Here is a 13,664-nt window from a genome sequence, read left to right on the forward strand (position 1 = left end):
AACAAGCCCTATAGAATAAACGTCGCCATCGGATACTGGTGAGTTGGCAAAATTCCAAGGAAGGCGGATAACTGAAAGAAGTGTTTTTTTGATCAACTTGATTTATTATCAAAATCACATTACCTGTATGTTATATTTTTGCCTAGAATTTATTCTATTAGCACAATTTTGTCACAAATTTAGGTACCGCCAATGCAAACCCCGCAGATTCTTATCGTAGAAGATGAGCAAGTAACTCGTAACACTCTTAAGAGTATTTTTGAAGCAGAGGGATACGCTGTTTTTGAAGCCAGTGACGGTGAAGAGATGCACCAAGTGTTGTCTGAAAATTCAATCAACTTGGTAATTATGGACATTAATCTTCCAGGCAAGAATGGTCTTCTTCTAGCACGTGAACTTCGCGAACAGGCGAACATCGCTCTGATGTTCCTAACTGGTCGTGACAATGAAGTAGACAAGATCCTAGGTCTTGAAATCGGTGCTGATGACTACATCACTAAACCATTCAACCCACGTGAATTGACTATCCGTGCTCGCAACCTGCTAAGCCGCTCTATGAGCACTAACGCAGTACAAGAAGAGAAACGCTCGGTAGAAAAATACGAATTCAACGGTTGGGTTCTAGACATCAACAGCCGCTCTCTAGTGAGCCCAGCTGGTGATAGCTACAAACTACCTCGCTCTGAGTTCCGTGCACTACTGCACTTCTGTGAGAACCCAGGCAAGATTCAAACTCGTGCTGATCTTCTTAAGAAGATGACTGGCCGTGAGCTTAAGCCACACGACCGTACTGTAGACGTAACGATTCGTCGTATTCGTAAGCACTTTGAATCTGTATCAGGTACACCTGAAATCATCGCGACAATTCACGGTGAAGGTTACCGCTTCTGTGGCGATCTAGAAGACTAATCCGCCTCAGCATAAACAATAAGGGCTTGCTCTATGAGCAAGCCCTTTTTCTATCTGCCGTTTAGCGATGTTAGTAAACTTTGTCGATCTTAATGCCTTTCTCGACCAACCAACCTTTCTTACCTGCATCATCAAGCAGCAGTGCTAAATCAACGCGCTTTTCCATATCCGCTTCAATTTGCCATACGAATGCCACTTCCCACTGATTCTCACTGTGCGTGCGCAGCTCTAGCAAGTCTCCATCGATTTCCCATTCAGAGTCACCTTGCTTAATGATCAACGAATCAACGGTCAAGTTTGCTGGAAGTTCTTTATCGGCCTTCAAGTACAATGCGCCATGCACATTCTGTTCTTGAACTTCACCAATGGTTGGCATCAGATTTACCCATAAGTTGCTTTTCAACTCAACATTCATCTTGTTCATGGTGATTTGACTGTCTTCTTGCCAATCCACTTGAGGAGCAGAGCTACAACCTGCCAGTAGTGCAATTGCCAATGCTGCCGATGCAAATTTCTTCATGTTATTTCCTCTGTTCCAACCAACTTTTTAATACTTGTATATCGTTTTGATACTCGTTTTTAATTTCTTCTACCCAATCTGATATGTTCTCCCACCATGCGGGCATATCTGGAGACTGCGCTTTCTGTGCGACGCTTTGAATGTGTTTAAGGCCTATTGAGCCTGCGGCACCTTTGATTTTGTGTGCTTCAGAGACAATGCCATCTTGGTCTTTGGCCGTCATATTTGAATCAAGCACTTCAATGTAATCTGGCATCATGTCTTCAAACATCTTGATGCTATCGTAAACAGGCTTCACTCCAACGATATCCACGTAAGATTCGAGCATATCTAAATCGAGCAAATGCGTATTGAGCACTGGTGATGGCGTTGGGGTAACTTCTTCGATCACCTCAGGTTCAGCAACCACTTCCTGCTCACTCTCAATACGTTCAACAAAGAACTTATCAATCACGGCTTGCATTGCTTGGACTGCAAGTGGCTTGCTGATGGCATCGTCCATGCCGTTATCTAGGTACTCGCGACGATCTTTCATCACATTCGCAGTGAGAGCCACCAGCGGCGGTAAGTTGTCGTAGTGTTCGCGGTAGTACTTAGCTACATCGAAGCCCGTCATGTCTGGCAATTGGATGTCTAGCAGTGCTAAGTCATATTCATCCGGCACAAAGTTCACTAGCGCCTCTTCACCGGTCATTGCTACGGTAACGGTATGACCTAAGCTCTCAAGCAAGGACTTAGCAACAGTCACGTTAAGTTCGATGTCTTCGACCATAAAGATGTTGAGGTGCACTTTATCGCGCTTAGCATCGATAATTGGCTCTTCTAACTCAACGATAGGTACATGAATCGATACGGTAAAGGTACTACCAAAGCCTTCTTCACTCGCTACCGTAATGTCGCCATCCATCATATTGATCAACTGCTTAGATACCGCCAAACCAATGCCTGTACCAACCGCATGCAGGTTGTCTTTGCCTGATTTCACTTGGTAGTACATCGCAAAGATCTTATCGAGCTCTTCGTCTGGAATACCAATACCGGTGTCTTCCACTTCCATAATGATGGTCGCGTAATCTTCTTCAACATCGGCGCTCACCGTCATCACCACACCACCTTCTTTGGTGAACTTCATAGCGTTGCTGACAAGGTTCCAAATGACCTGACGCAGACGTGTGGCATCGACTTCAATCGCTTTAGGCAATGAACTTAAACGCTCTAGGTCAAAGCGCAGGCCTTTTTGCTCTGCCATCAGTGCTGAGATGCTTTCGATTTCAGCGACGAAGTCTTCAAAGTTCAACGGCGCAGGCAACAGCTCCAATTTGCGACGGTCGAATTTGTCCATGTCGATGATGTCGTTGAAGATGTTGCCCAAAGTAATGGCACTGACGTTGATGGTTTGCATGTGCTTGCGCTGCTCGTCCGTCAACTGGCTATCAAGCAACATACGGCTCAGACCAACGATGCCATTTAATGGCGTACGAAGTTCATGACTGATTGTAGAAATAAACGTGGTTTTATCTCGGCTGGCTTTTTCTAGAGACTCTTCATGGCGTTTACGTTCAGTGATATCACGACCGAACCCAACCAGACCAAGGTGGCGGCCATCCTTGCTGTAGAACGGCACCTTACGCAGTTCAAAGTAATGCTTACGTCCATCTGGGTATTCCAGCCATTGCTCGTAAGTAATCGCTTGATTGTCAGCAAAGACTTTTTGGTCGGTATCGACGATGTGTTCAGCCACTTCTTTGCTATAGACATCCCACGGGCTCAAGCCGACTAACTGGTGCTCTTTCTTACCAGTTAGCTCTTCCATTGCACGGTTACAGCCAGAGAAAACACCGTCAGCGTTACGGTAATAAATCAAGTCTGGAGAGGCATCAATAAAAGAACGTAACAGTGCGGTACGCTCGGCAAGCTCTAGCTGAGTGCGTTCACGTTGGAACACCTCATTCTCGAGGTCTTGCATCGCTTCTTCGCGTGCTTCTTCTGCTTTAATACGCTCTTCAATCTCTTGGTTGAGCTTTTCAATGTTCTGCTGCAGTTGAAAGTTCAGCTCTTGGTCACGCGAACGCATGTCTTTCAGTTTGGAGACAAGTTTCGTCAACCTTTGACGTGATTCTTCTAGTTGATCGACAACCACTGATAAGAAGTAAACCGCCCACGGCGTAATAAGAAGACCAAAGAATACCGAACGAACGATATCGATGTCATCGACATTGCCTTTGAGCGCGAGGGTAATACCCACTTGCACCACGACAGCTAAGGCGACCAGCGCAAGCGCCAGTAATATCGAAAAACGGACAATCCCCAGCTTAACCAAAAGGTCAACGTAATACTGGGCGAGATTTTTCATGGGCTTCATTCACTACTCCATGGAACAAGCTAGATACCGAGCCCTGATGATTGGAAAAGTAAAACCGCAAAGAAACGGTGTCTCCACGGTTTAAATGTTTGAAATACACACAGATGAAATAGCGATGCTTCAGGGCTCTTCAACGCCTCATACTATGTAGTTGCAGTTTAGCGTGTTTAATACGGTGATTTAAACCGCCTGCTCTCAACTTAGAGCAAGCGGTCACAAAGCGTTAGTAAGAACTTGGGTGAAGATGGGTCCGATCTCGACCATCTGCTTTCGCTTGGTAAAGAGCACTGTCGGCCATGGCGACACCCATTTCAGGTTCATCACCATGATGAGGGACATAAGAAACGAAGCCAATACTGACCGTCAGTCGATTTGAAACACTCGAACAACCATGCTCAATTGCCAGCTCGTGAATTTGTTCGTGAATACGTTGAGCAACTTTATGCGCCCCCTCCGTGGTTGTATTTGGCAGGATAAAAGCAAACTCTTCTCCGCCGTATCGAGCCACACAATCGGAAGAGCGACTCACCACTTGTTGGAATACCGCAGCCACTTTGACGAGGGCTTCATCACCTTGCTGGTGACCATAACAGTCGTTGTAATCTTTGAAGAAATCGATATCACATAACATGATTGTCAGTGGTAACTTCTCACGAATGTGGTGATACCAAAGGGTATGAAGCTGCTCATCAAAACGACGACGGTTGGCCACTTTGGTAAGACTGTCAGAGAAGCTCAGTTTCTCTAGCTCAAGATTCGCCTCTTCGAGTTTCTGCTCAGCAAGATAACGCTCTGAGATATCACGAGCCATGATCAGCACACCATTAGTGCCGGACGCTTTATCTTTGAATGGCGACTTCACCACATCAAACCATGTGTAGTAGCCATCGCTGCTGCTCACTTTATCGATGTAGCGTATAGGCTGAGTTTGCTTCAAAGCTTGCAAATCACTGGCTTCTAAGCGGATGTAGATATCTTCAGGAATAACGTCTTGTAGGCGCTTACCAATAAGGTCGCTCACATCAGGAATCCCGAGTGCATTAACGAATGGTTTATTACAAGCTTGATAAACCATGTTTTCGTTGAAGATACCGATTGAATCTGGACTCGCGTCTAGAATCGTCTGCAAGATCGTATCACGCTGAGCCAACGCTACTTCGGTGTCTTTGCGACGCTCCATTTCATCACGAAGGTTTTGTTGCATCTTGTGCCATTCCGTCACGTCATGGCTGATGGATAGCGTGCCGATCATCTCACCAGCTTGCGAAACCAACGAGCTTTGGTTCACTTCAAGCAAACAACTTCGGCCTTGGGGATCAGTTGTCCAACGGCGTTCACTTTTACGAGTCGCGAGTGGGCGAGCTTTTGACGTACACGCTTCTTCTCTGCGTCCTTCCCAAAACAGATCAAATGCGCGGTTGGTCGTTAATACTTTACCTTGTTGATCTTGCAAACAGATCAGCTCAGACAGAGAGTCGATAGCAGAGCGAGCTATGCCAAGTTGTTCAAGCTCTTGCTGTTGTTCAGTGTGAGTCACTTGATGTGGCTGAGCATACACAATCCAAACTCGGTGACCGCGAAGCAAACCCTTTCGACCCGACAACTCAACTTTGATGCTCTCTGTCTCGGACAATCGCCAGCCGAACAATTGTTGACGGAAGTGTCGGCTAGAAAAGCTATCAAGCAGTGTTACCAGTTCTTCAGTATGAAAGGAAGCAGGATAAAGAAAGCCAGAACCTAATGAACGAATGCCAAGCAACTGCATGGCTGAGTCATTAGAAAGCAATAACTGTCCATGACTAGCATCGATCACTAGCACAGGGTAAGGAGAGTCAGTAACCAGCTGTTTTAAGCTGGACTGGAAGCGTATATAGATCAGCGTGACGGCGATTACGCATACCACAGAGAGCAGGACCACAAATCCGTAGTCGCCCTGCCCATCCCAGAGCCAATTGAGTAACTGATCCATTTTTCCGACCTTTAAAGCAAATCGGGAGAAATATAACAGTTCTTAATCGATCATTCCGCTTTTAATTCTGGTTTGCTATAGATGAAAGCATCGCCGGTTAAGCTACCTTGTGCGCCATCTTTATCTAATGCACGACCAATTTCAGTCATCGCCAACCAGCGGTTCTCACACCATAATGGCGATAATAAGGTTGGACGACGCGCAGCAGAAGAAACACGGTGGTAGATCACCTCTTTTGGTGTCATGCGGATCAATTCACTGGCAGTTGCGACGTAAGTTTCTAACTCTGGCGCTTCTAACCTTCCGGCACGCCATGCTTTTGCCATGGTGCTACCTTCGACAATGTGCAAGCCGTGCAGCTTAATGCCATCAGTGCCAACTTCGAGTACTTTACGCATCGTTTCAATGTTGTCATCGCGACTTTCTTTCGGCAAACCAACAATCAGATGGGTACACACTTTAATGCCCAGAGCACGAGCGCGTTTGGTGATTTCGGCGTAGCACTCAAAATCATGACCACGGTTGATACGCTTGAGGGTGTCATTGTTGGCAGTTTGAAGACCAAGCTCTAGCCAAATCTCATAGCCTTGATTCACATAGTCAGACAGTAAATCTAATACTGCATCAGGAACGCAATCTGGACGAGTGCCCACACAAAGGCCAACAATGTCTGCCGCCTTCAGAGCTTCCTCGTACATGTTTTTGAGGACTTGTACTTCTGCATAGGTACTGGTGTACGCCTGAAAATATGCCAGATACTTCTTCGCTCGATGGATCTCTCCCGCGCGGTCTTTCAATTGATCGTGGATGCTTTTGATCTGCACTTCTTCGTCAGCAAACGAAGCCACATTACAGAATGTACAACCACCTCGGCCAATCGTGCCATCTCGGTTTGGGCAGCTAAAGCCACCATGTAAAGTCAGCTTATGGACTTTTTCGCCGTAACGACGCTGAAGGTCTTGGCCTAATGTGTTGACCAACTCATGTAACTGCATAGATTCTCACCAATAGTAAACCGTAATAAATCTCACTACGATTCATGTAACTAAATTACATCCCTGCAAGAAAAAACAAATAATTCTAGTCAATTCAAACAAACAGGTAGCAGTGTGAAATCAATAAAACTGCATAAAACCAACTTAAAACCTGCAATGTTGCGCAAATGTTAAACAAAAAGTGAATATTTAAACGAAAAAATTGGGTCACAAAAGCGACTTTTCGTTGCATTCTCAAGTCACAAAATTGTAGGATACTTACACAACCCCGTCGTTTTTGTGACTTTTATTACAACATCAACTGCGGGAATTGTCGGCGATACCCCGCTCCCACCTATATAAGTCACTAAATTGTGGCAATAAATAAAGGGATATCACCAAGGATTGTTTTTCTCGCAAAATTTTTCCTGCGAGATACGGAAAGGAATCAAGACTGGTCAACCTCGGCCAGTGGCGAATCATAAATATAAAGGACAAGACGCAAAGAGCGCACCTAAGGCAGTCGAGATCTGTCCGGGATTCTTGCGTCGACATTGAACTGGAAGGATGTATCTATGGTAGATAGAGAGCAAAATTCACAGGGTCTGTACACTCCGGAGCTGGAGCATGACGCTTGTGGTATCGGTTTTGTTGCTCACCTTAAAAACCGTAAATCTCATGAAGTAGTGACTCAAGCATTGGATATGCTGGCTCGCATGGAACACCGTGGTGGTCAAGGTTGTGACCCATGCAGCGGTGACGGTGCGGGTATCTTGCTACAAAAACCTCATGAATTCCTATTAGAAGAAGCCGTTAAGTTAGGCATTAAACTGCCTTCGTTTGAAAAGTATGGTGTTGGTGTTGTTCTTTTCCCGAAAGACGAATACAAACGCGAACAATGCCGTGACATTCTAGAACGTAACGCACAGCGTCTAGATCTTGAAGTTATCGGCTACCGTGTATTGCCAACCGATAACTCGATGATCGGTGCAGACCCACTAAGCACAGAACCTCAGTTTGAGCATGTGTTTATCTCTGGTGGCCCTGGCATCACACCTGAAGAGCTAGAGCGCAAACTGTACGTACTTCGTAACTACACTGTACGTGTTTGCCTAGAAAGCGTTTCGAACATTGGTGACGACTTCTACATTAACTCCATGTCTTACAAGACATTGGTGTACAAAGGTCAGTTAACGACCGAGCAAGTACCTCAGTACTTCCTTGATCTGCAAAACCCGACCATGGTGACTGCACTAGCACTTGTACACTCTCGTTTCTCTACCAATACCTTCCCGAAATGGCGTCTTGCACAGCCTTTCCGTTACATTGCCCACAACGGTGAGATCAATACAGTTCGCGGTAACTTGAACTGGATGAAAGCCCGTGAAGCAATCCTAGAATCAGACCTGTTTACTCAGGCTGAAATCGACATGCTTCTTCCAATCTGTCAGGAAGGCAGCTCGGATTCATCTAACTTCGATATGGCACTTGAGCTCCTAGTTCTCTCTGGTCGCAGCCTGCCACACGCATTGATGATGATGATCCCGGAAGCATGGCAAGAAAACAAAAACATGGATCCTAAACGTCGCGCGTTCTATCAGTACCACGCGAACATTATGGAACCATGGGATGGTCCTGCTTCAGTATGTTTTACTGATGGTGTTCAAGTTGGTGCGACACTAGACCGTAACGGTCTGCGCCCTTCTCGCTACACAGTGACCAAAGATAACTTCCTAGTGATGGCATCTGAATCTGGTGTTGTGGATATTGAACCAGAGAACGTAGAGTTCCGCGGTCGTCTACAACCAGGTCGTATCTTCGTTGCAGACCTAGAGCAAGGTCGCATCATCTCTGATGAAGAAGTGAAAGACACCATCGCAACGGCGCAGCCTTACGAGAAGTGGGTAGAAGAAAACCTGCTGAGCTTGAAGAAGCTACCAGATGCGAGCAACCAGTTCAGCCAACCTTCTCCAGAGCGTTTGCTACACCGTCAACAAGCTTTCGGTGTGAGCACTGAAGAAGTGAACGAAATCATCGTTCCAATGGCGAATGATGCGAAAGAGCCATTATCAGCAATGGGTGCTGACTGGCCTCTTGCGGTTCTCTCTCATCAGTCTCAGCACCTTTCAAACTACTTCAAGCAGCTGTTTGCACAGGTAACTAACCCACCGATCGACCCGATCCGTGAGCGTATGGTTATGTCACTGAACACTTACTTGGGTAAAGACCAAAACCTTCTGACTGAAACACCACTTCACTGTCAGAAAGTTGAATTGGAATCGCCTGTTCTAGCGAACTCTGAGCTTGAGAAATTGCGTGCGATCGATAACGAGCACCTGCAAGCGAAGACGCTGGATATCGTATTCCAAGCTAATGAAGATCAAGGCAAGCTTGAGCGCGCACTAAAGCGTATTTGCCAATACGCAGAAGACGCGGTTATCGATGGTTACTCAATCATCCTACTAACTGACCGTGCAGTGAACTCAAACCACGCGGCGATCCCAGCAATGCTGGCAGTTGGAGCAGTGCACCACCACTTGATCCGTAAAGGTCTACGTGCGAAGTGTGACATCGTGGTTGAAACCGGTGACGCGCGTGAAACGCACCACTTTGCAACGCTACTTGGTTACGGTGCGAATGCAGTTAACCCATACCTAGTGATTGAAACCATCATTGAGCTTCAACGTACTAAGAAGTTGGATCCAGAAGCGAACCCTCGCGATCTGTTCAACAACTATCGTAAAGCGATCAATGGCGGTCTTCTGAAGATCTTCTCGAAGATGGGTATCTCTACGCTACAGTCATACCACGGCGCGCAAATCTTCGAAGCCTTGGGCATCCACAAATCAGTGGTCGACAAATACTTCACAGGTACAGTTTCTCGTATCCAAGGTCTAACCCTTGATGATATCGCCAAAGAAGTGCTGATCCGTCACCGCATCGGTTACCCACAACGCGAAATTCCAATTCAAATGCTGGATGTTGGTGGTGTTTACCAATGGAAACAGCGTGGTGAGAAGCACCTATTCAACCCAGAAACCATTTCTCTACTGCAAGAGTCTACACGCAACAAGAACTACGATCAGTTCAAGCAGTACGCGACAGCAGTAGATAAACAAGGTGACAACGCGGTAACTCTGCGTAGCCAACTTGAGTTTATTAAGAATCCAGCAGGTTCTATCTCTATCGACGAAGTCGAGCCAATTGAAAGCATCGTGAAACGCTTCGCGACGGGTGCAATGTCATTCGGTTCTATTTCTTACGAAGCACACTCCACACTAGCTGTTGCGATGAACCGTCTTGGCGCGAAATCGAACTCTGGTGAAGGTGGTGAAGACCCTATGCGTTTCGAGCGCAAAGAGAACGGCGATTGGGAACGCTCTGCAATCAAGCAGGTGGCTTCTGGTCGTTTCGGCGTAACCTCTTACTACCTAACTAACGCTGAAGAGCTGCAAATCAAAATGGCTCAAGGTGCGAAACCAGGTGAAGGTGGTCAGCTACCAGGCGATAAAGTAGACGACTGGATCGGTGCAACACGTCACTCAACTCCGGGCGTCGGTCTTATCTCACCACCGCCACACCACGATATCTACTCAATCGAAGATTTGGCTCAGCTTATCTACGATTTGAAGAACGCGAACCGCGCGGGCCGTGTAAACGTGAAGCTGGTATCGGAAGCTGGCGTAGGTACGATCGCTTCTGGTGTAGCGAAAGCGAAAGCGGACGTTGTACTTATCGCAGGTTTTGACGGCGGTACTGGTGCATCCCCAATGTCTTCAATCCGTCATACCGGTCTTCCTTGGGAACTTGGCTTGGCAGAAACGCACCAAACGCTACTGAAGAACGGTCTGCGTAACCGTATCGTGGTTCAAGCGGATGGTCAGATGAAGACACCTCGTGACCTTGCAGTGGCAACACTACTTGGTGCAGAAGAATGGGGCGTGGCAACCGCAGCCTTGGTGGTTGAAGGTTGTATCATGATGCGTAAGTGTCATAAGAACACCTGTCCTGTCGGCATCGCGACTCAAAACAAGACACTTCGCGAGCGCTTTGATGGCCGCGTAGAAGACGTCGTAACCTTCTTCCAATACATGGCACAAGGTCTACGTGAAATCATGGCTGAACTTGGCTTCCGCACTATTGATGAGATGGTCGGTCAAGGTCAGAAGCTGAAGATTCGCCAAGACGTTTCTCACTGGAAATACAAGAACCTAGATCTGTCTCCTGTTCTCCACGTTGAGCAACCACGTGAGGCTGATGGTGTATTCAACCAAGCTCAGCAGAACCACAACCTAGAAGAAGTACTAGACCGTAAGCTGATTCAAGCAGCTATTCCTGCACTCGAGAAAGGCGAAGCGGTGAATGCCGAGTTCCCTATCGTTAACACGGACCGCTCTGCAGGTACCATGTTGTCGAACGAAATCTCGAAAGTGTACAAAGATGCGGGTCTACCTCAGCCAATGAATGTGAAGTTCAAAGGTTCTGCGGGTCAGTCATTCGGCGCATTCCTAGCTAAGGGCGTGAAGTTCGAAGTGGAAGGCGATGCGAACGACTACTGGGGTAAAGGCTTATCTGGCGGTACCTTAGTACTTTATCCAGATGCGAAATCAAGCATTGTCGCGGAAGACAACATCGTGGTTGGTAACGTGTGTTTCTACGGTGCAACTTCGGGTGAGTCTTTCATTCGCGGTATGGCTGGTGAACGTTTCTGTGTTCGTAACTCAGGAGCGAAAGTAGTAGTAGAAGGCGTCGGTGACCACGGTTGTGAATACATGACTGGCGGTGCAGCAATTATCCTTGGTTCAACAGGTCGTAACTTTGCCGCTGGTATGAGTGGCGGCGTGGCTTACGTATGGGATAAATCAGGTGACTTTGAGTCAAAACTGAACCCAGAGCTAGTAGACCTAGACCCAATCGAGCAAGAAGACAGAGATCTATTACTCGACATGCTAACTAAGCATGTTCAATTCACAGGAAGTGAAGTCGCTCAGTCTTTCCTAGACAACTTTGAAGCAAGCCTAGCCTCTATGGTTAAGGTAATGCCGCGTGACTACAAAGCGGTTCTTCAAAAGCGTAAAGTTGAAGCACAGTCTCAAGGAAACGAAACTCAAGTGGAGGCCGTATAATGGGTAAGCCTACTGGATTTTTAGAGCATGGTCGTGAACTACCACAGAAGATCGACCCAGCTGAACGCATCAAGAACAACAAAGAGTTCGTTCTGAACGAGGAGTTTGGTGACAAGATCAATACTCAGGCTTCTCGTTGTATGGATTGTGGTGTGCCGTTTTGTCATAACGGCTGCCCTATCGGTAACATCATCCCAGAGTTTAACGATGCGGTTTATCGTGATAGCTGGGAAGAAGCTTGGAACATTCTAAGCTCAACCAATAACTTCCCAGAGTTTACTGGTCGTGTTTGCCCTGCTCCGTGTGAAAGTGCTTGTGTACTTGGCATCAACCAAGACCCAATCACTATCTGTAATATCGAGAAAACCATCGTAGAAACAGCGTATCGTGAAGGGTACGCCAAACCAAAAACACCACGTTCTCGCACTGGCAAAACCGTTGCGATCATCGGTTCAGGTCCTGCTGGCCTTGCGGCTGCTGAGCAGCTAAACAGCGCCGGTCATACTGTGACGGTATTCGAGCGTGACGAGAAAGTAGGCGGTCTGCTGCGTTTTGGTATCCCAGATTTCAAACTGGGTATGGACGTGATTGATCGTAAGATCAACCTGATGGCAGAAGCGGGTATTGAATTCAAAGTTAACCAACATGTTGGTGTTGATGTGAATGCTCAGCAACTGCGTCAAGAATTCGATGTGGTTCTGCTAACTGGTGGTTCAACTGTTCCTCGTGATTTGCCAGTTCCGGGTCGTGAACTAAAAGGCGTTCACTTCGCGATGGAATTCCTAGGTCAAAACAACCGCCGTGCCAACAACATGGATCTTAAGGGTGAAGAACTTCACGCCGCGGGTAAACATGTTGTCGTTATCGGTGGTGGTGATACGGGTTCTGACTGTGTAGGTACATCAAACCGCCACGGTGCAGCCAGCATCACTCAGGTTGAAATCATGCCGATTCCACCAGAGAAACGTCCTGCCAATATGCCATGGCCACAGTACCCGATGATCCTACGTACTTCGACGTCTCATGAAGAAGGCGTTGATCGTCACTGGAATATCCTAACCAAAGAGTTCATCGGCAATGACAAAGGTGAAGTTACAGGCCTTCGTTTAGCTGATATCGTTTGGCAAGATGCGAAACCAGGCGAGCGTCCAAGCTTCAAAGAAGTAGAAGGCAGCGAACGTGTGATTCCATGTGATATGGCATTTCTAGCGATGGGCTTCCTACACCCTGAACCAACAGGCGTACTTGCTCAACTGGATATCGCGCTAGATGACCGCGGTAACGTAGCAACTCAAGGTTTTGCTACTAACCAAGAAGGTGTATTTGCTGCTGGTGATATGCGAACAGGCCAATCTTTGGTGGTTCGTTGTATCAATGAAGGCCGCGAATGTGCCCGTGCTATCGATGATTATCTAATGGGTGGCACAAACCTAGAAGCAAAAGCAGATTCACTGATGCTTTCTGCTTAAAGGGAGTGCGCTCACTTCCTCTTTTCGAGGCATAAACCCAGCCATCAGTACTATCGATGGCTGGTCGTCAAGAAAGAAAACAGTTCCTTCCAATCTTTTTATTTTGACCAGCATTTTGTGCTGGTCTTTTTTATTCCCGTCAGAATCAAATGTTACTTTTTTGTAACAATCACTTTTCTATCTCACTGTTTTTCTTGAACTATTTCAGCCAATTAAATGGTAAATCGCATATTCACGCGATGATTCACTAATAACTTGACCTTTTTTACAATAAGCTATAGCTTGTGAAGTTGGTGAAAATAAAACACACAATTTTTGTTAATATATTTGACGAA

At 46.6% G+C, this 13,664-nt stretch carries 7 protein-coding genes; 3 read left to right on the forward strand and 4 right to left on the reverse strand.

The features are described 5' to 3' along the window. The first annotated feature begins 192 nt into the window (after nucleotides 1–192). The gene (arcA, locus tag ACLIIY_RS12815) at nucleotides 193–909 is read left to right on the forward strand and encodes a two-component system response regulator ArcA (protein WP_005436194.1); all 717 of its coding nucleotides are present in this window, start codon (nucleotides 193–195) and stop codon (nucleotides 907–909) included. 70 nt (nucleotides 910–979) lie between these two features. Here the strand turns inward: arcA and ACLIIY_RS12820 are convergent, their stop codons facing one another. From ACLIIY_RS12820 to ACLIIY_RS12835, 4 genes are all read right to left on the reverse strand, one after another. Continuing rightward, nucleotides 980–1,429 (reverse strand): hypothetical protein, encoded by a 450-nt coding sequence (locus tag ACLIIY_RS12820; RefSeq protein WP_005436193.1) that lies wholly within the window; start codon nucleotides 1,427–1,429, stop codon nucleotides 980–982. A gap of 1 nt (nucleotide 1,430) precedes the next feature. Then, nucleotides 1,431–3,791: an aerobic respiration two-component sensor histidine kinase ArcB gene (gene arcB / locus ACLIIY_RS12825; RefSeq protein ID WP_285377601.1), complete on the reverse strand. Its 2,361-nt coding sequence runs from the start codon at nucleotides 3,789–3,791 to the stop codon at nucleotides 1,431–1,433. A gap of 223 nt (nucleotides 3,792–4,014) precedes the next feature. Beyond that, a complete protein-coding gene (locus ACLIIY_RS12830) occupies nucleotides 4,015–5,760 on the reverse strand; it encodes a sensor domain-containing diguanylate cyclase (RefSeq protein WP_434527691.1) in 1,746 nt (581 codons plus the stop codon). Between the two features lie 50 nt (nucleotides 5,761–5,810). Continuing rightward, the gene (locus ACLIIY_RS12835) at nucleotides 5,811–6,755 is read right to left on the reverse strand and encodes a TIGR01212 family radical SAM protein (RefSeq protein WP_020194022.1); all 945 of its coding nucleotides are present in this window, start codon (nucleotides 6,753–6,755) and stop codon (nucleotides 5,811–5,813) included. A 554-nt stretch (nucleotides 6,756–7,309) separates the two neighbouring features. Here ACLIIY_RS12835 and gltB point away from each other — a divergent pair. Continuing rightward, nucleotides 7,310–11,860, forward strand: a complete 4,551-nt coding sequence (gene gltB / locus ACLIIY_RS12840; RefSeq protein WP_045416349.1) for a glutamate synthase large subunit — start codon at nucleotides 7,310–7,312, stop codon at nucleotides 11,858–11,860. Further along, nucleotides 11,860–13,329, forward strand: coding sequence for a glutamate synthase subunit beta (locus ACLIIY_RS12845; protein ID WP_005425389.1), 1,470 nt, complete (start codon nucleotides 11,860–11,862; stop codon nucleotides 13,327–13,329). Before gltB ends, ACLIIY_RS12845 begins: the two co-directional genes overlap by 1 nt. The last annotated feature ends 335 nt before the right edge of the window (nucleotides 13,330–13,664 follow it).

Origin of the sequence: Vibrio sp. K4 (assembly GCF_051122595.1) — a bacterium.
In the GTDB taxonomy this organism is placed as follows: Bacteria; Pseudomonadota; Gammaproteobacteria; order Enterobacterales; family Vibrionaceae; genus Vibrio; species Vibrio owensii.